The 20,406-nt window shown below is 50.0% G+C and carries 16 protein-coding genes, 3 tRNA genes, 1 riboswitch and 1 other annotated feature; of the genes, 4 read left to right on the top strand and 15 right to left on the bottom strand.

What is annotated here, in order from left to right; translation table 11 throughout:
- Positions 1 to 720: 720 nt before the first annotated feature.
- Positions 721 to 3,132: a leucine--tRNA ligase gene (leuS, locus tag EKM94_RS06135; protein WP_125599066.1), complete on the bottom strand. Its 2,412-nt coding sequence runs from the start codon at positions 3,130 to 3,132 to the stop codon at positions 721 to 723.
- A gap of 56 nt (positions 3,133 to 3,188) precedes the next feature.
- Positions 3,189 to 3,395, bottom strand: a binding site (T-box leader).
- A 783-nt stretch (positions 3,396 to 4,178) separates the two neighbouring features.
- Here leuS and EKM94_RS06130 point away from each other — a divergent pair.
- Positions 4,179 to 4,820 carry a phosphatase PAP2 family protein gene (locus EKM94_RS06130; RefSeq protein ID WP_125599063.1) on the top strand — a complete coding sequence of 214 codons (642 nt, stop codon included), beginning with the start codon at positions 4,179 to 4,181 and terminating at the stop codon, positions 4,818 to 4,820.
- Here EKM94_RS06130 and EKM94_RS06125 read toward each other — a convergent pair.
- Positions 4,787 to 6,265: an MDR family MFS transporter gene (locus EKM94_RS06125; protein ID WP_125599060.1), complete on the bottom strand. Its 1,479-nt coding sequence runs from the start codon at positions 6,263 to 6,265 to the stop codon at positions 4,787 to 4,789. The genes EKM94_RS06130 and EKM94_RS06125 overlap by 34 nt on opposite strands.
- A 146-nt stretch (positions 6,266 to 6,411) precedes the next feature.
- A complete protein-coding gene (metK, locus tag EKM94_RS06120; RefSeq protein ID WP_125599057.1) occupies positions 6,412 to 7,623 on the bottom strand; it encodes a methionine adenosyltransferase in 1,212 nt (403 codons plus the stop codon).
- Positions 7,621 to 7,700: riboswitch (SMK box riboswitch) on the bottom strand. It overlaps the preceding gene by 3 nt.
- 559 nt (positions 7,701 to 8,259) lie before the next feature.
- Here metK and EKM94_RS06115 point away from each other — a divergent pair.
- Positions 8,260 to 8,949, top strand: coding sequence for a hypothetical protein (locus tag EKM94_RS06115; protein ID WP_125599054.1), 690 nt, complete (start codon positions 8,260 to 8,262; stop codon positions 8,947 to 8,949).
- A 77-nt stretch (positions 8,950 to 9,026) separates the two neighbouring features.
- Here EKM94_RS06115 and EKM94_RS06110 read toward each other — a convergent pair whose 3' ends face one another.
- The 4 genes from EKM94_RS06110 to EKM94_RS06095 all read right to left on the bottom strand — a co-directional run bounded on the left by EKM94_RS06110 (position 9,027) and on the right by EKM94_RS06095 (position 13,290).
- Positions 9,027 to 10,115 (bottom strand): hypothetical protein, encoded by a 1,089-nt coding sequence (locus EKM94_RS06110; protein WP_125599051.1) that lies wholly within the window; start codon positions 10,113 to 10,115, stop codon positions 9,027 to 9,029.
- Positions 10,112 to 11,242 (bottom strand): hypothetical protein, encoded by a 1,131-nt coding sequence (locus EKM94_RS06105; RefSeq protein ID WP_125599048.1) that lies wholly within the window; start codon positions 11,240 to 11,242, stop codon positions 10,112 to 10,114. The genes EKM94_RS06110 and EKM94_RS06105 overlap by 4 nt, the downstream gene beginning before the upstream one ends.
- Positions 11,239 to 11,904 (bottom strand): ATP-binding cassette domain-containing protein, encoded by a 666-nt coding sequence (locus EKM94_RS06100; protein ID WP_125599045.1) that lies wholly within the window; start codon positions 11,902 to 11,904, stop codon positions 11,239 to 11,241. Before EKM94_RS06100 ends, EKM94_RS06105 begins: the two co-directional genes overlap by 4 nt.
- 363 nt (positions 11,905 to 12,267) lie before the next feature.
- Complete coding sequence (locus tag EKM94_RS06095) at positions 12,268 to 13,290, bottom strand: zinc ribbon domain-containing protein (protein WP_125599042.1); 1,023 nt, start codon at positions 13,288 to 13,290, stop codon at positions 12,268 to 12,270.
- 362 nt (positions 13,291 to 13,652) lie between these two features.
- Between EKM94_RS06095 and EKM94_RS06090 the strand changes: the two genes are divergently transcribed.
- The gene (locus EKM94_RS06090) at positions 13,653 to 13,973 is read left to right on the top strand and encodes a DMT family transporter (RefSeq protein ID WP_125599039.1); all 321 of its coding nucleotides are present in this window, start codon (positions 13,653 to 13,655) and stop codon (positions 13,971 to 13,973) included.
- Between the two features lie 117 nt (positions 13,974 to 14,090).
- Here the strand turns inward: EKM94_RS06090 and EKM94_RS06085 are convergent.
- The 4 genes from EKM94_RS06085 to EKM94_RS06070 all read right to left on the bottom strand — a co-directional run bounded on the left by EKM94_RS06085 (position 14,091) and on the right by EKM94_RS06070 (position 15,212).
- Positions 14,091 to 14,163 (bottom strand) — tRNA-Asp (locus EKM94_RS06085).
- Positions 14,164 to 14,173: 10 nt separating this feature from the next.
- Positions 14,174 to 14,246: transfer RNA gene (locus EKM94_RS06080), tRNA-Val, on the bottom strand.
- A gap of 2 nt (positions 14,247 to 14,248) precedes the next feature.
- Positions 14,249 to 14,320, bottom strand: a tRNA-Glu gene (locus EKM94_RS06075).
- Positions 14,321 to 14,774: 454 nt separating this feature from the next.
- Positions 14,775 to 15,212: an NUDIX domain-containing protein gene (locus EKM94_RS06070; protein WP_125599036.1), complete on the bottom strand. Its 438-nt coding sequence runs from the start codon at positions 15,210 to 15,212 to the stop codon at positions 14,775 to 14,777.
- A gap of 987 nt (positions 15,213 to 16,199) precedes the next feature.
- On the opposite strand from EKM94_RS06070, the gene EKM94_RS06065 reads away from it, so the two are divergent.
- A complete protein-coding gene (locus tag EKM94_RS06065; protein ID WP_125599033.1) occupies positions 16,200 to 16,436 on the top strand; it encodes a cytochrome b5 domain-containing protein in 237 nt (78 codons plus the stop codon).
- A 110-nt stretch (positions 16,437 to 16,546) separates the two neighbouring features.
- On the opposite strand, the gene phnE (EKM94_RS06060) is transcribed toward EKM94_RS06065, so the two are convergent.
- The 4 genes from phnE (EKM94_RS06060) to EKM94_RS06045 form a co-directional block, all read right to left on the bottom strand.
- A complete protein-coding gene (gene phnE, locus EKM94_RS06060) occupies positions 16,547 to 17,356 on the bottom strand; it encodes a phosphonate ABC transporter, permease protein PhnE (RefSeq protein ID WP_125599030.1) in 810 nt (269 codons plus the stop codon).
- A gap of 13 nt (positions 17,357 to 17,369) precedes the next feature.
- Positions 17,370 to 18,170 (bottom strand): phosphonate ABC transporter, permease protein PhnE, encoded by an 801-nt coding sequence (gene phnE / locus EKM94_RS06055; protein ID WP_125599027.1) that lies wholly within the window; start codon positions 18,168 to 18,170, stop codon positions 17,370 to 17,372.
- Positions 18,163 to 18,960 carry a phosphonate ABC transporter ATP-binding protein gene (phnC, locus tag EKM94_RS06050; RefSeq protein WP_125599024.1) on the bottom strand — a complete coding sequence of 266 codons (798 nt, stop codon included), beginning with the start codon at positions 18,958 to 18,960 and terminating at the stop codon, positions 18,163 to 18,165. The genes phnE (EKM94_RS06055) and phnC overlap by 8 nt, the downstream gene beginning before the upstream one ends.
- 200 nt (positions 18,961 to 19,160) lie before the next feature.
- Positions 19,161 to 20,219, bottom strand: coding sequence for a phosphate/phosphite/phosphonate ABC transporter substrate-binding protein (locus EKM94_RS06045; protein WP_125599021.1), 1,059 nt, complete (start codon positions 20,217 to 20,219; stop codon positions 19,161 to 19,163).
- Positions 20,220 to 20,406 lie beyond the last annotated feature (187 nt).

Below are 20,406 nucleotides of genomic sequence, written 5' to 3'. Positions count from 1 at the left end.
CCGGCTGGCAAGCTATGGCTAATTGATGGGGATCCACGCAATTGACGACCGTGGTTAGTGGTCTCAACCCTTAGATGGGTGACTCCAGAAAAGCCTGGCTGATGGATCAGAGTTAGTTTTGATGAAACAACAAGTGGTTCTTTCTAACGTTTGGCGAATGGCCTTAAGATTTCTCGATAATCACGAGTCTGGCTTCCGGAATTTGAGGAATTGCAACACTTAACATTAGATAATAGGTTGGCTTGATGTGGCCATTTGTTTCCTATTGCTCCAATTAATTTAGTTGGAGTATTTATTCGTCGTCTTGAAAGTTGTTATATCAGTGTTGATTGCGTCTTCGCCAAAGTTTAGAAAGAACCAGACAAGTCCATCGCATTACGGATTTTCGCGGGTGGCTATTGGTTGACGCCACCTTACAAACATTCTTCGTCAAATTATCTGCTTCGATTGCAGATGGCCCGACTACACCTAATGATTGCCTGGCGCAAGCAAAAAAAGCGTGTTTCTGACACACACTGCGGTTGACTAAAGCCACCGCGTAATGGTCAGAAGACACGCTTTTTTGCGCTTTATTATTTTATTCAAGCGGCGTGTTGCCAAATGGAGTGCTTTAATTTATCAGCCACTTCATTTTGGACTGCTTTGGCGCGGCCCACCTTCCTTAGTGACCAGCCAATTGATTGTGTGGGAACGCGCCGTTTTCGTCTAAACCGGCGGCCTTTATTTAACGACGATGTTAACGATTTTGTTGGGGATCACGATCACTTTGACCACCTGTTGATCGGCGATGAAAGCTTGAACGTGCTCGTCATTGAGGGCTTGCGCCTGCAAAACATCCTTGGCGGTATCTTTGGCTACTTGCAATTTCGCCCGCAGTTTACCGTTGACTTGAACGATCACTTCAGTGGTATCATCAACCAATTTACTAGCATCAAAGGTTGGCCATGGTGCATAGGTCAAACTTTCGTGATGGCCCAACTTCTCCCAGATTTCTTCCATCATATGGGGCGCGATCGGTGCCAACATTTGCACGAAGCCAGCCACATAATCTGCGAAAAGAACCTTTTCTTTGTACGCTTCATTAATGAAGACCATCAGTTGAGAGATGGCTGTGTTGAAATGAAGCTGTTCATAGTCATCAGTGACCTTTTTGACGGTTTGATTATAAACTTTGTCTAAGTGGCCATTGTTCATCAGGGAAATGCGGTCGCGTAACTTGTCGTCATCGTCGACAAACAAGCGCCAAACCCGATCGAGGAAACGCCGTGACCCAGCCAAGCCTTCTTCACTCCAAGAGATCGAAGCGTCCAACGGCCCCATGAACATTTCATACAGGCGCAACGTGTCCGCGCCATATTGGTCAACGACCTCATCGGGATTGACCACATTGCCTTTGGACTTGGACATTTTCTCGTGGTTATCCCCTAAGATCATGCCTTGATTGAATAATTTCTGGAATGGCTCTGGCATGGGCACAACACCTAGATCATAAAGGAATTTGTGCCAGAAACGGGCGTACAGCAGATGCAAGACCGCGTGTTCCGCGCCGCCGATGTACAGATCAACGGGCAACCAGTCTTTCAATTTATCATAATCCGCCAACGCTTCCTGGTTGTGCGGATCGATATAACGCAAATAGTACCAAGAGGAACCGGCCCATTGTGGCATGGTGTTCGTTTCCCGGCGACCCTTGCGACCGTTGGCGTCCACCACGTTGACCCAATCGGTTAAGTTGGCCAAGGGACTCTCGCCGGTACCTGATGGCTTGATGTTCGTTTCTTTCGGTAAACGCAAAGGCAACTCGGCTTCGGGAACCAAAGTGGTTTCCCCGTCTTCCCAATGGATCACCGGAATCGGTTCGCCCCAGTAACGTTGCCGGCTGAACAACCAATCGCGCAGTTTATAATTGACCTGCTGCTTGCCCACACCTTTTTCTGTTAACCATGCAATCATCTTGTCAATTGCCGCCTGTTTATCCAAGCCATCCAAAAAGTCCGAATTGATATGGACGCCATCACCGGTATAAGCGGCTTGAGTGACATCGCCACCCTCGATCACCGGAATGATCGGTAACTGGAACTTCGTCGCGAATTCATAATCGCGCTCATCATGGGCGGGCACCGACATGATCGCGCCAGTGCCATAGCTAGCCAAAACATAATCGGAGATCCAGATCGGTAATTTCTGACCATTGACGGGATTGATCGCGTAGGCGCCGGTGAACGCCCCCGTCTTGTCATGGTTCAGATCTGTTCGTTCCAGATCGCTCTTGTGGCTGATCTCTTCTTGATAGGCGGCAACCGCGGCCTGCGCAGCCGCCGTGGTGATCTGATCGACCAGTTCATGTTCCGGCGCCATCACGATATAAGTTGCGCCGAACAAGGTATCCGCCCGGGTGGTGAAAACTTTGAAATCTAAATCCGCTTGATCCGCCACCGCAAACGTCACTTCGGCGCCTTCAGAACGGCCGATCCAGTTCCGTTGCATATCTTTGATACTTTCGGGCCAATCGACTAGGTCCAGATCATTCAATAGGCGCTCTGCGTAAGCGGTGATTTTCAACATCCACTGACGCATGGGTTTCCGATAAACCGGAAAGCCACCGCGCTCCGTTTTGCCATCGATCACTTCTTCGTTCGCGACGACCGTGCCCAGATCCGGACTCCAGTTGACCGCGACTTCCGCCTCATAGGCCAAGCCCTTTTGATACATTTGCTCAAAGATCCATTGGGTCCAACGATAGAATTCTGGATCAGTGGTGTTGACTTCCCGATCCCAATCATAGGAAAAGCCCAATGAATTGATCTGGCGCTTGAAGTTGGCAATATTCTTCGCGGTAAACTCTTCAGGTTGATGCCCCGTATTCAAAGCGTACTGCTCCGCTGGCAGCCCAAACGCGTCCCACCCCATCGGATGTAAAACGTTGAACCCTTGCGCCCGTTTCATCCGGGCAATAATATCTGTAGCCGTATAACCTTCGGGATGGCCAACATGGAGTCCCTGGCCTGAAGGATAAGGAAACATATCCAATGCGTAGAAATTCTTTTTATTAGGATCCTCTGTGGTTTTGAACTGCTGGTTTTCCTGCCAACGTTTCTGCCATTTCTTTTCGACTGTCGTATGATTATACAAACTAAGCACTCCTTTTATTCATTTTCCGCAAACAAAAAGCCCTATAAGCCAATTGCTTATAGGACGCGCGACCGTGGTACCACCTAACTTTAGCCGATTTCTGATCGGCCCTCTAACCATTAACGCTGGTCCACGCCTACCGCTACTGTCTTCACGGTAAGTTTCGCAGGTGAGTTCATCGTGATTTGCGATAGGCTCGCACTGACCGCCTACTCGCTGAGCGCAAATTTTCGATTACTAGTCCTGTGACTCGGTATGTTGTTACTGTTTAATATACACCAGAATGACCGCAAAGAGCAAGGTTTGATTGCATTTTTTCGGCGCCTGCTTGGGCGTTGGTGGTTTGCGGATGTGGTGGGGCTCCAGGTCGGGCTGGGGGTGGTGGAACGCTGCGGGCACGACTTGAAGCTTTTCGGAAGTGCACCGAAAATCTTCAAGCTCGGCCTTATTCTAGGCGGCAGAGCCGCCAAGAATAATATCGCGGCTGACTCACCCCCAGCCCGACCTTCCGCCTGACGAGTGAACAGCCCACCAACGCCAGAGTGTGAGCCGACCTGGTCAGCTTCTGAGCATTAGCCTAGCAACTATTTTGGAGGCTGGTTTGTGCCTCCGGAATAGTTGCGTAGCTAAGCGGAAGAAGCTAGGTCGGCGAACACGTTTCAACGCCAGAGTGTGAGCCACCCCGGGTAGCTCCTGAGCATTAGCCTAGCAACTATTTTGGAGGCTGGTTTGTGCCTCCGGAATAGTTGCGTAGCTAAGCGCAGGGAGCTGGGTCGGCGAACACGTTTCAGTGCGCAACACAACGGGTTGACTTCGAGCATTAACCTGGCCAGAGTTTTTGGAAGCGTGTTTTACTTCCGGAATTTGGGAATTTGCAACCCTCACCACATCTGCAAGTGTTCAACGATAGAAACGCGCATTTTCCAAAGCAATGACAGTTCTACGGACAAGCTGATCTTAACCAGCTCTTAACCCTGTTGGCCGTGCGGATATGCTATAATATCTCTATTAATTTAGAATAAGTAAGCAAGAGGAGTCGTAAATAAATGACATCGAAGAAGACTTGGCCGTGGTTGGTCGGCATTTTATACCTAGCTTTCGCTGGGTTCATCTGGGGCGTGGTCACGCAGCAACAATGGATCCACAACTATGATAATTTGATTTATGGCTGGCTGGCGCCCTGGCATCCAGCAGCGAATAACTTTTTTATCGCCTTTACCAAGGTGGGAAATCCGCTGATCATGACGATCCTGACCGCGGTGATCCTGGTGGTGCTGATCTGGGCCAAGCATTGGCGGCTTGGTGTGTTCATTGCCGCCAACAATGGGCTGGGCGCCTTATTGAACCACGTGATCAAAGGCTGGATCCAGCGACCACGACCGACGGATCAATTGATTCGTGAAACTGGCTTTAGTTTCCCCTCAGGTCACTCAACCGCGGCGGTGATGTTTTTCGGTAGTCTGATCGTCATCAGCTATTGTTTGGTCAAATCAAAAAAATGGCGGATCGTGCTCGCCATTTTAGGAGTGGGGCTGATTGTATTGTTGGGGTTGAGCCGCCTTTATGTCCATGTGCACTACCCCAGCGATGTGACCGCCGGATTCTTGTTTGCCAGCGCTAATCTTATTTTACACTGGCAAATCGGTCAGCGTTATTACTTAAGTGCGGAGTTGCCCGCGTGGCGATGAGCCGTCCAAAAGTTGACAAGAATCGCGATGACCGCCAAAATCACGCCTGTAATATAAACACCATGCATGGCTTGGAGTAAGATCGTCCGTAATTGGGGCAAAAGATTACTTTGAATCTGTGTCGCCGTTTCAGGGTTGATCAACTTATTTAACATCGACATTTTCAATTGGAAATGCCCTTGGATACCACGGGCAAATAAGGTGTTCTGAATGATCCCAAACACAGACATCATCAAGGTTTGGCCAATAGTCCGGGACAAGGTGTTCATGGCGGACGCCACCCCGATCTCGTTTTCGGCAACAACGTTTTGCGCAGTCACCATGGTGGTCGTAATGGCGATCCCAAAGCCGAAACCGAGGAAAGCGGCGACTAACAAGAAGACCGCAAAGCTAGTTCCCATGGGGAGAAAACTAAGAACGCCAATGCCGGCGGTGATCACGAATAAACTGACGCTGACAATTCGGGTAGCTGGCTGACTAACTAACAGCCGACCGGCCAAGAAGGACCCGAAGATCCAGAGGACCGAGCTGGGCGTTACCGCGAAACCACCCATGGTCGCGGGCAACCCAAGAATTCCTTGCATCCACATGGGAATATAAACTTCAAACCCGATCAGAACGCCACTGACCAAAGCGGCGACTAAGTTTTGCCCTAAAAAGAGATTGTTTTTGAATAAAGCCAAGGGAATCAATGGGTCCTTGGCTTTTCGTTCGGCCTTCATGAAGAAGAAACCGGCGACGACGGCAAGCACAAGCCACAGCGCGTTGACCCAGGGGTTGGTGGTTCCTCCCAGGCCCTGAGCGAACAACATCAAAGCCAACAAGAGCACGCTCAAAGTTGCCGAGCCCGCCAAATCGATGGGCTCCTTAGCGGAACGACGATCTTCTTGGAAGAAGAAAATCACCAATAACATGGTGATCAGCCCCACAGGGACATTGATGAAGAAGATCCAATGCCACGACAGGTGTTGCACAATATAGCCACCCAGCAATGGCGCCACAATCGACGCGATCCCCCAGGCGGAACTATTCAAGCCAAGCACGCGGGCTCTTTTCTCATAAGGGTAGATGTCGGCGATCATGGTAAAGGTCACGGGTTGGATCGCGCCGGCTCCTAGCCCTTGCAAGGCCCGTGACAAAATCAAGGTCAGCATGCTCTGGGAGAGCCCGGCCATTGAAGACCCGATCAGGAAAATCACCAAGCCAACGAGGAAAACGGGTTTACGGCCAATCCGATCGGCGAGTTTCCCGTAAATCGGCGTGGAGATCGAACTGGTCAACAAATAGATCGAGAAGACCCAGCTCATCATGGAAACGCCGTTCAAACTGCCGATGATCGTCGGCATCGCGGTGGAAACAATTGTCCCCTCGATCGCGGTCATAAAGGTCGCGACAAAAATCGCGATGGTTGCTAAAACAACATTGGTTTCTTTTTTCTTTTTCATACTAACTCCTTTTTTTCTACCCTTGCCCTGAAATTTTGACGCCAAACTGCGGCTTAACCCGCGGTTGGCCGTGATCAACTGCGGCGCTGCGCAATTTTTCGCAAAAAAAGACCCAATTGGAAAAAACTTTCCAATTGGATCGCCTCTTATCTCGCAACTTCACCATTAAGGGCTGCTTTCAAACCAGCGACTCGGTCTGTGTGCTCCCATGGCAAATCCACATCTGTACGTCCAAAATGCCCATAAACTGCTGTTTGCTTGTAAATTGGGCGTTGTAAATCTAACATTTTAATGATGCCAGCAGGTCGCAGATCGAAATTGGCGTGAACCGCATCGATCAGGGCCTGTTCGCTGTATTGACTAGTTCCGAAGGTTTCAATATTGATTGAAACCGGCTGCGCGACCCCGATTGCGTAAGCTAACTGCACCTCACACTTTCGCGCCAGGCCAGCGGCAACCAGGTTCTTGGCGACATAGCGCGCCGCGTAGCTGGCCGAACGATCGACCTTGGTCGCATCCTTACCCGAAAACGCGCCGCCGCCATGACGAGCATAGCCGCCATAGGTGTCTACGATGATTTTCCGACCGGTCAACCCAGAATCTCCTTGAGGTCCCCCGATCACGAAACGACCCGTGGGATTGATCAGAAACTTGGTCTGCGCGTCCACTAACTCCACCGGCAAAACCGGACGAATGATCTGTTCCAGCACATCTTGCTTCAACTGAGTCAAGGTGACTTCCGGATCATGTTGGGTGCTTAAAACCACGGTGTCGATTCGTTGAGGCTTGGTGCCGGTTTCGGCGTCATACTCAACGGTGACTTGGCACTTCGCGTCAGGTCGTAAGTATGGCAGGCGGTTTTCGTGACGAATCTTTGCCGTTTGCCGCATCAATTGGTGCGCCAACGAAATTGGTAAAGGCATCAATTCCGGCGTTTCATCCACGGCAAAACCGAACATCATCCCTTGATCACCAGCGCCGATCTGATCAAGCGGATCCACGCTGGCCGCCGTCCGTTGCTCAATGGCCTCATTGACCCCTTGGGCGATATCGGGCGACTGTTCATCTAAAGCGACTAAAACGGCGCAATTATGCCCGTCAAAGCCTAACTCCCCGCGATCATATCCGGCCGCGATGATCGTTTGGCGCACAATCGCTTGAATGTCCACGTAAGCCGTCGTAGAAATTTCACCCACGACAAGGACTAACCCTGTGGTGACCGTAGTCTCACAGGCAACCCGCGCCAGCGGATCTTGGGTTAATAACGCATCCAGGATCGCGTCCGAGATTTGGTCGGCGATTTTATCTGGATGCCCTTCGGAGACTGACTCCGAGGTAAATAAGTGACGATTTTTCACTAGATTGGTTCCCCCTTCTTTAAGGTTACAAGGCAGCTCCACTTTGTGTGGATCCCATCGGGAATGCTGTAACTTGCCTATGATAACATATTTATAAACTGAATAAAAGCATCTTTTTGTGGTAAAAGCAGGTGTTGAGAAACAACCCCAAATTAGTTGCTAGGTCAATGCTCGAAGTCAACCCGTTGTGTTCCGCACTCGAAACGTGTTCGCCGACCTAACTTCTTCCGCTTAGCTACGCAATTGTTCCGGAAGCACAGACCGGCCTCCAAAATAGTTGCTAGGCTAATGCTCAGAAGCTGACCAGGTCGGCCCTCACTCTGGCGTTGGTGGGCTGTTCACTCGTCAGGCGGAAGGTCGGGCTGGGGGTGAGTCAGCCGCGATATTATTGTTGGCGATTTATCGCCTACAATAAGGCCGAGCTTGAAGATTTTCGGTGGTTTTCCGAAAAGCTTCAAGTCGTGCCCGCCGCGTTCCACCACCCCCAGCCCGACCTGGAGCCCCACCACATCCGCAAACCACCAACGCCCGCGGCAGTGCGTGGTCACTGACCAGGTACCATCTTGCCACATTCTTAACTTGACCACCTCACGAAAAAACATTACGATAAATCTAACTGTTAAGGAGGTCTCATCATTGAAACGAGCCAAACCGCGCCGGACCGATTACTTGTTACTTCAGATCCTAATTGAAGCCATTCCCCTACTCAGCCTGCCTTTCTTGCTAGCGGGGCACATTAAAATTGCGGTGCCCCGGGATTTCGCCTGGGTGGTCATCTTCAGTTTATTGATCGTCACGCTGGATCAAGCCAACGATTTCTGGACGGTGCCCCTGTGGCTGACCGATCTTGTCTTGGCAATTCCGGTGGTGGTCCTCCTGATCGAGAAATCTTGGCTGATTGCCTGCCTACTTTTAATGCAATATATTTTAAAAATCGCCATCACCCCACAAGTCCTTGAACGAGTTGATCTGCGCCTGGGTCTTTTACTCGAACAAGGGATCATTCCGATTTTTCTCTCGATCGCCTTACTGGACACGATCAACGATTCTGTTTCCACCGGTCAGATCCTGCTGATCAGCGGGTTATATTTGGCCAAGATCGCCTTCAGTGTCCCCTTCAATAGCTTCAGTGACTTTCTCTGGCCCTTTCTAAGCTTGGTGCTGATCTTCGTTCTGATGGCCCGTGACCTACTGACCCTCAGCGCGACGATCGGAATCGTGGTCGTGCTTTTGGCCAGCCTCATTGGTTACCCGCGGCGCAAAGACTGGCGCCAATTTCCAGCGCTGCTGCTATTCATCATGAGTATCTTGACCAAATTACCTTGAGGATCGCTGATCGACCAGCAACCACACAAATAAGCGTCCGCCTAATGACCTAGGCGGGCGCTTGTTTTGACTAAACCTCAATGACGGCGCGCTTGTCGCAACTGGCCAATCAGCAGCATGACACCGACCATCACCACCAAATAACAACTGATGACCTTGATGCCCATCTGATAAGTGATCTGCGCGTTTCCCAGGGTCACGGCCAACGAACCCGTCGCGATCCCGACCACTTGCAGATAAAATCCCGGCAAGAGATGGACAATTGTTTTGAAACTTTTTAAGATGGTCACCAAATAGGCTTGGCCAACAAAAATAAAAAAGGTCAAAAAGAACGTTAACAAGTAATTCCCCGTCACTTGTTGCAGCACGAAGCTAGTGATCGCGATCGCCGGAATGATCAGGACGGCCAAGACGATGCTCTTGCCCAGAATCGTCTTGGCATTGGTCAGCGCTGGTTGTCCGGCCTGATAAGCGCTGATTGGATAATTCGCGTGACCAAAACCAGCGAATAAAGCGGCGATCAGGTCAACGATCCCCAGAATCAAGGCTACCCCGAATAACACAATGATGGTCGCGCAGCACAATTTCTCCAGTAAAATTTGCCAATAACGCTGGGGCAAGAGTCCATCTAAATTCAATTTGGCCGCATAGGAACTCCGGAAAATCAGCCCGAACACATAGGCGCTGACCAGGACGACTAAGATCGGAAAGACCGTTTCCAGGAAGCGATAGCTAAACAAGATCGTGTTATTGGCGTGGGCCAGATCAACCTCAGGCAAATCAGCCGCCGCCAATGCGTGCCATAACTGTATTTTCTCGTCAGGCGCCGTTAAATTGGCCTTTAACTGCGGAAAAGCCTGATAGTTCTTCAGCGTCAGCCGATAAGCCTGCTGGTAGTCGTGCTTGAGATAGGCTTGCTTGGCCGCATCCAATCTCGTGAGGCCGGCGTTTATCGCCTGCGCATCGCCCTTTTCTGCCTGCACCACCGCCAGCGCCTCTTCTAATTGGGGCCGATCGAGCTCACTTTGCTGGAGAAACGGCGAATTTTGATTGGTCGTGTTCAACAGCCAAAAGCCCAACGTCATGACGAAGAGGAAGCCAAAAGCCGCCAACAAAAAATGATTTTTCCGTGTTTGCGTCCACAACAAGGCCAGATAACTTTTCATGCGCGCTCACCTCGCCGTTCACCATACCAGACCGCGGTCAGGACCAAACAACTATAACCGGCGTTAACCAAGATGCCCCCAGGCAAACTGATCTGGGCATTCTTCGTTAGCGCGCGAAATGTGCCGGTGACCACGCCGGTTGGACCTAAGTAATAGGTCGGCACCAATGGGGTCAAGGCACTGGTTGAAGTCTGGTCGATCAACAAATACGAGCCAATAATCAGGATCAAACTCAAGAAGAGGGTCGCGAAACCATTTCTCGTTAACTGCGCGATCAGTTGCATCGAGGCGCTGATTGCCACAATTAAGGCAATCTGCAAAACAAGGATCTTCGCGAGGACTTGCCATAGTGGCTCCAACCAATATCGATCACGGGAATAAACAAAGATTGGATAGGCAAAACTCCCGGCGCCATGCCGGATCGTGCCCACCAGGAAACAAGCTAAATAGAAGATCAGTAAGCAGGCAACCCCCATGATCACAGAAACGCCGGTGCGCAAGAGAACCTTCTGCGCGGCTGGTCGCGGCAACCCCCGTTCAATATCCAGCCGTTTGAAGTAAGGGCTGATCACCAAGGGGGTCAGCACAAAAATGATCACCGCCGTCAAAATGACCGGACTATATAACTGGATCGTCCGATATAAAAACGTACTTCCCCGGACTTCATAACCTTCCAGCTCCACGCCTGTCTGCCCCTGCGCTTGTTTTTGAGCCAAGAGTAACATCTTCGCAATCGTATTCGTCATGCCCGGAATACTGACGATCTTCGCCAACTGATCTGCTAGCGTATGTTTCTTTTGCCAAGTCAGGAGGGCGATTTGATTGGTTAAATAGGTTTGCTCATCGCCCTTTTTCAGTGCCTTGACCATGGCCTGCAAATATTGGCGTTGCCGCACCAAATTGGTTACCGCCGGCGAATCAGCGCTAGCAATTTGCTTATTCTGTTTGATATAGCCGTTGTAATCCTTGATCCTCAGCTCCGTTTGATTGAGCAGACTGTTGGCCCCAGTCGCATTTCTTTCATTATTCCAATTTAGAAGTGTGATCAACCCAACGAGCAGGATCAGCACCAGATAAAGACTGCGACGTCGGTAGCCTTTTTTGAGTAGGATTTTGACGTAGCTCATCCGCGTTCACCCCACTCCCGCGGCAGTTCCGCTGACGCAACCAGTTGTTGCTTATCTAAGATATAGAAAGTGTCAGCCACGGATAACAGACTATCGTTTTGATGGGAGGAAAACAAAATCGACGTGCCCCGCTGTTTAGCCGCCTTCATAAAGCTGATGAATCGCGCTTGACTGTCCAGATCCAGCCCCAGCGTCGGTTCATCCATCAGCCAGTACGGCGTGTTGGCCACATAGTAAAGCGCCAGGACCGTCTTTTGCTTCATCCCCAAGGAATATTTGCGAATCGGTCGGCTGAGGAACGGCCGCATTTCCCAGAAGTCCACCGCTTCGTCAATTAGTTGCGAATTACCTTGCCACTGTTTTGCCACAAATTTCAAATAATCTGCCGCCGTCAAGTTGCCGTCGAACCACTCGCCGGTCTCAAAATAAAACAGATTTTTCTTTTTGACCAAGGTGGGCAAGCGCTCATTGGTTTGGTCAGCGGTCAGATATATCTCCCCGCTTTTCAAAGGGAGCAAGCCGGCGATCGTGCGCAATAAAGTCGTCTTGCCTGAGCCATTGGTGGCGACTAACCCATAAATCTGCTGATCAATGCGCATCTGCCCGGACCGCAGTAAAACATCGTTGCCAAACGCTAAATCGACATCTTTAATAATAATCATTTTTCTGCTCCTCGATGACTCAAAACCCTTTTCCCCATGTGTTATATTTATTTTAACAAATATTCAAAAAAAAGAGGAGATCATGAGAACTTTATTAAAAAATTTGATTTCACGTGGTTCCGCGCCGAACTTCTGCTGGGCAACGCCAGCAACAGCCAGCGCCAAACATAAATAGCCGCCACACGTGACCCATTGACGGTCATCGTGTGGCGGCTATTATCATGTTCAAGGCAGATCAACATTTGGGAATATTAATTTAAGTGAGCGCGGGCACCTCAGTCAACGGCCAGGCCTCACGCCACGGCCTACCGCAGCAATGACTGGATCAATGGCTGAATCAATGGCAGATTGCTGGTCGGCCTACTACTGCCGCAACTGGCGGTCACGCCGTAGTAAGCGACCCCACGCGAACAGAAACAACCCGACCACGCCTAACGCCAACGCATAGGCGGCCGTGCCAATGAATTGGCCGCGCTGATTGAACAGCATCGTAAAGAAGTTGCCCGCCTGCGCCCCTAAATACCGTTGGGCCAGCTGTGAGGCGTAAAAACCAACGGCGACAAAAGCCCCCAATTCAATGACGGCGAGAACCACGGCCACTAAACGGGCCCAGCGACTGCGCAATAAGCCCAAGACCACCACCGTGATCGGCAGCAGCACCAACAACTTGGCCACTAGCGCCAAGCTTTGCGCGGCATTACCGGTCGCCGCGGCTACCGTTGTTGCCGTTTGACTGGCGATCCCCAAGGCGGCGCCGGCCGTGGTGACCAAGTTGTACAAACTCGTGGGCGGCGTCTTGAGAAAACTACTGGCCAAGGTGCCATAAAGCGCCAACAAGCCCGAAAGAAGCAACAAGATCCCGGACACACCCCAATCAAGGCGCTGCTTTTGGCGGCGTGAATGAGGTAGATGTGCCTGCGGTAAATGGTGCTGGCGGCGGCGCTTAGTCTTCTTTTTGGTCACTTTCGTCGTGGTGGTCGTGCGTCGACTGACTTGGTCTGATGACCTGACCGCCGCATTCGGCGCGCTGGACTGTGGCGAAACGCTGTTGTCGGACTGAGCAGCAAGCGCTTGTTGGGGCGACTGGTTTGACCCAGCAACCGGCCCAGACGCGGCCTCACCAACAGTTGGTGCCGTTGCCGCAGTTAGCTCTGGGCTGGTCCCAGGATCACGTGTTGCTTCGCTGGCCCCGTCGAAATGAGCTTGTTGGCGGCGGGCCACTCGTGATAAGGGTTGGTCGGCGTTGGCCTCCTTATTTAGGTGGGTAACTTGGTCCAACGCTAATTGAATACCACAATAAGGACAGAATTTTTCCGACCCGGTCAAACGCGCACCACAGTTGGAACAGTAGTGCTGATTTGACTGGGAGTCATCAGCAAGAACCATGTTAATTTACCTCCTTGACCGGGGTTTATCCCCGGATGAAAATCATTAACCCTTATCATAATCATTTTCCAGGCGGAAAGTGCGGATCAAACTTTTTTTGCAAAAAACTTAAAAATTAATCAGACGGCAATCAATTGCAAAACTAAAAGGCGCCTGTAACGTGCAAACTTGCGAAGTCTTTGGTTCCTATCTCGGAAACTAAAGCTTGACCCTGCCGACCAACTTTGCTACAATTCAATGATCAACAAAAGACAATCTGCCACCGGGTAGCGAAGAGTACCGATTCCATCAGGTCATTGAAGGAATCGCTACTCTTTTTTTGTTTTAAAACGGTTATACGGGGCTTCAAGGAGGAAATAAAAATGTCTTGGCTTTATTTACTTTTAGCAGGGCTCTTCGAAATTTGTTGGGCCACCACAATGAAACTATCCCACGGCTTCAGCCGCCTAGGATTCAGTCTGCTGACCCTTGGTGGGATGATCGCCAGCTTTTTCTTTTTGGCGCAGGCGATCAAGCGCTTGCCGATGAGCTTGGCCTATCCGATCTGGACCGGAATTGGCGCCATCGGTTCGATTCTGATCGGTTGGCTCCTGTTCAAGGACCAGATCAGTCCCTTGACTTGGCTTTTTATCGGCTTTTTGCTGATCGGGATCGTCGGGATCAAAATGACCAGTTCCAGTTAAGCGGCTAGCGCCGGCGTGTCCTGTGGTTTGATTTCGATCAAGCCTAGAAAATGAGTGTACGAAAAAAGTTTGCCAACGAAACAGCGGCAAACTTTTTTGCGGATCGGTTTTAATTAACGGTCCCAACCGGATTTGAACCGGTGATCTCCTGCGTGACAGGCAGGCGTGATAACCCCTACACCATGGGACCAATAAAAAAATGGAGGTTACAGGGCTCGAACCTGTGACCCTCTGCTTGTAAGGCAGACGCTCTCCCAGCTGAGCTAAACCTCCAATGACCCCTACGGGATTTGAACCCATGTTACCGCCGTGAAAGGGCGGTGTCTTAACCACTTGACCAAGGGGCCATTAACATAACAGCAAGACTAATTATATGGGATAAACCGGTTGCGGTCAACAATTATTTTCAATTTCTTGGAAAAGATTTTTTTCGAGAGATCATCTGGATTTTCTGTTAAAGATATTTCTGGTGGGAGCATGACTGACCAAAGACCAGCGCCTACCAGAACCGATTACTCCGCGCATCCATCTTGATCCTGAAATTTGCCGAAACGGTGATCACCGAAACCCACGTTGCCAAGTCCCGGTTGCTTTCACATCAAGTCAGGACCAAGGTAATCTGCTCAAATCCACTGGGGCGTTTTCGCGTTCAGAATGACGTCATAAATTATGAATGAATTTATCCCGGGCAAAACTAATAATAGTGAGAGATCGAAATTTACGGAACTTCCACCAGCACCCCAAAATATAATCTTAGTGTTATACTACATCAAACTTAGTCATTACTACTTTCAATGGGGCTTATTGGGGATAAGTGGTCAGCTTATCCAAGTTGAAAAAGTAATGGCAAATACGTGCTTGGACCGAACTTGGTTGTAATTTGATCGTTTCAAGCTTGTCGACGATCAGCCAGGCCGGAGAATAGATGTTTTCCGCAGACATTCGCGCTTTTTCCTCGCCGTGAATAATTGGCGAGTGATAGCGCGATCTACTAATTTTAGCAAGGTATATCCGCTGTGGCTCTGCCAAGTCAGCCGCCGTGAACAGAAAGTTAAGTGCGGTCTCTTCGATTGAGATGTCCAATTCCTCTTTAATTTCTCTAACGGCCGCTTGGGTGGTGCTTTCCCCCGCTTTGACCCCACCTCCAGGAATTGCCCAGTACTGCTGATCGCCCTTTTTCCGAGCAATTAGCAAGACTGAATTTGTACTCTCATCATACAGGATGACTCGTGCGCGCATTTTTTATCCTCCTAACTTAAATGTTGGTCCCTTGAGCCACTTAAGCGCTGTGACCAAATCGGTAGTCTGATTTAGCCCAATGCGAAACAGCTGATTGTTGGAAATGAATAGGTCACCGCTTTTTACGGCGTTTAATTTGACCCTTGCGTCCTCTGCGCGCAACCACATTAGAATCCAGATTAGATTTATCCTCTCCCGAACGCTATCTTTTAATTTAAGACCATTCGTTTGAAATTATGTTCTAAGCCTATCCAGATGTCAACACCATCATAGCCCGCCAACACATCTTTTTTGGAATCATTCTGTTCGTGCATAGCGCAAGCAGATTCTTTAATGGCAATATCATAACCTTCTAATTTTCTTTACCTATAGAACGCCAGAACGCACCGCGACCATTTGCTTGAATGTAAACTCTTTGCTGAGCTGGATTATGAACTTGATTGCCATCCTGATATGATCAAAATTGCCTTTGCAGTCCTCCAAAATCCCGGCTAGGTTAACGCTCGAAGTCAACCCGTTGTGTTCCGCACTCTGGCGTTGGTGGGCAGTTTACTTGTCCGGCGGAAGGTCGGGCTGGGGGTGAGTCAGCCGCGATATTATTCTTGGCGGCTTTGCCGCCTAGAATAAGGCTCAGCTTTGAGATTTTCGGTGCACTTCCGAAAAGCGCAAAGTGACGCCCGCCGCGTTCGAAACAGAGTGTGGAACGCAATGGTTTGCTTTTGAGCACGACTAGCGATTTTGCTGGATTGATGCAATCAATCCAGTGAAATTGCGTATCGGCGCAGAAAGCAATTGCGTGGAACACGTTTCCACCACCCCCAGCCCGACCTGGAGCCCCACCACATCTGCCAACCACCAATGCCACGCGCAGCGCAAGCCGCGGCCAAACGACTCGATTTTTCAAAAGGCAACAAGCGCTTTCTTTTTACAATGAGCAGGCGGACTTATATAATGAAAGTGAACAATATTGATAAGGAGTGTGCCAACATGACAGAACGCACCTTTACGAAAGCGGAATTAGCGGAATACAACGGCGTGATCCGCCCAGAGAAATACGCGGCGATCGACGGCTTGGTTTATGACCTGACACCGATGGCGGCTTGGGCTGGTCCCAACCACCACGGCAATGTGGCCGGTCAAGATCTCAGTGAGGCCATCACCCACGCGCCCCATTTGAAAACAGTCCTCCCCAAATTACAGGTCGTTGGTAAGTATTTAGGCTAACCGCGAACTATCAGGTCTAATCGGTTGGACCAAAAAGGCAAGTCCAGAATAAAAATGGACTTGCCTTTTTTTGCTGCGTTCAAGCGTGGCGTGGCTTTTGACAAACAATCCTAGCCATTAACTAATTTCGCTCGCAACTTATTGGAGATGGCCTCAACGATCAAGATCAAGACGACTAGACCGATCAAGATCGAGCCGACTTGGTGCCAACGATAGGAATTCATTGCAAAAATCAGCGGCGACCCGATCCCGCCGGCGCCCACCAGGCCCAAAATCGTCGCGTCTCGAAGATTCATGTCGAACCGATAAATCGTGATCGAGCTGAAATTGGCGATCAGTTGCGGAATGATGCCAAAGCGAATTTTCTCAAAAGTCGTGCAACCCATGGCGTCCATCGCCTCAAGAATGCCTCGATCGATATCCTCGATCACATCCACATACAACTTGGAAACCATGCCGATCGAGGTCAGCGACATGGTCAACACCCCTGCAAATGGTCCCGGGCCGGAAACACGGACAAACATCAAGCCATAGACCAATGAAGGGATCGTCCGGATCACCACCACCAAAAAGCGAGTGATCAAGTAGACCGGCTTCGGCACCACACTAGGCGCCATCAAAAAGGCGAAGGGGATCGAAAGGATTGCCCCGAAGATCGTCCCTAAAAAGGCGATACAAATCGTTTCAAACAATAAATAGAAAACACCTTGGCTGGTGAAATTCCAGAGCAATTGCATGTCCGGACTCAGGATCCCCTTGATGATATTACCAGCGATCTTAGCGCCGCCGTCATCTGGCGCCGAAAACGTGATCGCCGTCAGCGACCAGAGCAACATCGCCAGGATGATGCCCCCTAAAAGCAGATACTGCCGTTTTTTGGAAGGCTGCTCATTTAATTTTAATTCGATCATTTCACTCATGCGCTTGTCCCTCCTACTGCAATTTCTGCCGCGCGGTTTGACTGATCAATTCAATCAAGCCCACAGTGACGATCAGCACCGTCAAAATCATCCCGACGTTGCCATAATCACGCCAGCCTAACTGCTCATTGAGAATGATCCCCAAGCCGCCGGCGCCAACGTAACCTAAGATCGCCGCATAGCGCAGATTGCCTTCGAAACTGAACAGTGAGGTGGACAAATAAGTTGGCAAGATCTGCGGTACGATGCCATAACGAAAGGCCTGTAACCGGGTCAGCCCCAAGGACTCCAAAGCTTCAAAAGTCCCCATATCCAAGGATTCGATCTGCTCATAAGTCAGTTTGCCCACATAAGATACGGTGAAGATAAAGATCGCCAGCGTTCCTGCCATTGTCCCTAAGCCGAAAATAAACGTGGCGATCAAAGCCATCACGATCGTGGGCAAGGTCCGCATAATACTGAGGACCAACTTAAAAAAGCCGGAAAGTAATTTTGATTTGACGATATTCGTCGCCGATAACACCGCCAAAGGAACGGCCACCAGCGCGCCCAGCAAGGACCCAAGGAAGGACATTTTGATGGTGTCAAACAGCGGTTGCCAGACTCGATTCAAGAAATCCAAGTGGGGTGGAAACATCGCCCCCAGGATCACGAAGAATTGATGACCGTTAGTGGCCAAGGTGCGGAAACTGAAGTGAGTGACCCGCATCGCCACAATGATAAAGACCAACAGGATCGCGCAGATCAACGGCACTTTGGAGCGTTGTTCCGTGACCACTTTCCCATTGGGCAGCGTTAAGGTTCGTTTACGCATCGACGACTACCTCCGCCGCCACTGGTTCCAGTGACCCCTTGATCGAACTAGAGCCGTGGCCCTGATAGATCTCATCGATGATCTCTTGTGTGACCGCGCTGGTCGGTCCATCGAAAACAATCTCCCCTTGGCGGATCCCGACGATGCGATCGGCGTAAGCCACCGCCAGATCAACATGGTGGATATTCAAGAGAATCGAAATATTCATTTCACGATTGATCCGTTGGAAATCATCCATCACGATTTTCGCCGTGACCGGATCCAAGGCGGCCACGGGCTCATCCGCTAAAATAATGTCCGGATCGCCAACCAGTGTCCGTGCTAATGCCACCCGCTGTTGTTGACCGCCGGAAAGCTGGTCCACCCGGGTATAAGCCTTATCCAAGATACCCACGTTATCCAACGCCTTCAAGCCGGCGATCTTCGCTGTGGCCGGATAAACGCCTAACAAACGCCGCCACCAAGAAAGCTCAGGCACCAAACTGACCAAAACATTGCCCAAAACAGTCGTCCGCGTGATCAAATTAAAGGATTGAAAAATCATCCCGATCTTACTGCGGAAACGCCGGATCTCCTTACCCTTCAGCTGGGTCACATTAACACCATTGACAGTCAATTTCCCCGAACTGATGTCATGCATTTTGTTGACGCAGCGTAACAAGGTTGATTTCCCCGCACCGGAAAGACCGATGATCGCCACAAATTCGCCTTGTTCGATTTGCAGGTCGACATTTTTTAGACCGACGTGACCGTTGGGATAGATTTTTGATACATTCTCAAATTTGATCATTTTCTGTTCCTCTCAATTTTCGCCCTGATCGACTAGCGCGCTCATGTAACAACCGCGCTGATTCGGCAAAAAGTGAGACGCAAGGTCGCACCAACACGTTGCTGGCCAACAAGGGTCTCACTTCTTTGATCAGGCTCTTGATCTTGATTTTAAAAAACTTTCAAGCCAAAACATCAGACGTAACTTGCACGCTTATTTGGCTATTTAGCCGCGGCTTTGACTAACTTCTGGGCTTCACGCGCATTATCGTAATCAGCGGAGGTTGCCTTCTTGTAGCCTTCGTGGGCATAGATCGCGATCACTTTCTTGCCTTCTTCTGACTTGCCAATGTTGATAAAGGCTTGTGACAAGGCCTTCTTCAAACCAGCGTTCATGATCTTAGAATTCTTGCTGACTGAGATCGTGTCATTATAAATTGGTGGCGTCACACCCAAAACATTGGTTTCATCCCAGATGCTGGCTTTGCGACCGTATTCTTTCTGCCATTGTTTTTCGTAATCCATCCGCGCATCGGCGAACGCAACCATGATATCGGCTTGACCCGCTGCCAAACGCGCCATGGAGCTGCCGTATGAATCAGCTTGGACGATGTGTTTCAAATCAGAAATGTTCTTCTTGTAATGATCTTTCAGCCAGAGACTTGGGTAGATGTAACCTGCTGATGAAGAGGAACTCATCACGCTCCAAGAAGCGCTGTTCAAATCATCCCAAGTCAATTTCTCGCCGGAATTGATTTTCTTGCCTAAGGCTTGGCCCTTCGCCGAAGGTCCGGCAATCAGCAATGACCGGTAAGAAGCAGCCTGTTTGTCGGTCTTCTTCGTCGGTTTATTTTCGTTCCATTTAACCGGATCTTCGCTGTCGTTAGACAAGCCTGCCCGTGTCGCCGCCAGGAGCACTTCGGCGCCATCATCGTATAAAACATAAGTCCCACCAGGAATGAAGCCCACATCTAAAGTGCCTGATGACAGGGATTCGCCAACAGCTTCATAGCTGGTCCCCACAGAAATATCCACGTCTTTGATCGAATAGCCTTGCTTTTTCATTTCTTTCTTCAAAAGATCCTTCAACGGCTTCGTCGCGGAAACGATCTCTTCCGGATCTCGGGATGGGACAAATCCGATCGACAATTTGTCGATACTCTTTGACGCGCCGGAATCCGCACCAGACTTCGAACCAGTGGTGCTGGTGTCAGATGCGCAGGCAGTCAATGCCAAGCCCAAACCCAAAACGCCCGCAAAACGCAAAACTTTCTTAAACAAAATAGCTCCTCCTCAAGAAAAAACGGTTTATTGCTGTGTTGGGCGTGCGGACAAAATCCTGGACTTCGGGTATAATACCATTATGTATTCAAGAGAAGACAAGCAACGAGCCATTGAGCTCTTTTACCAGTATCATCAGTCATGGAGTGCGGTAGTCCGAAAATTGGGCTATCCATCTTTGGGTGCC

This window comes from Lapidilactobacillus achengensis (assembly GCF_003946655.1).
Lineage (GTDB): Bacteria > Bacillota > Bacilli > Lactobacillales > Lactobacillaceae > Lapidilactobacillus > Lapidilactobacillus achengensis.
This window is presented reverse-complemented; position numbering and strand designations above follow the sequence as displayed.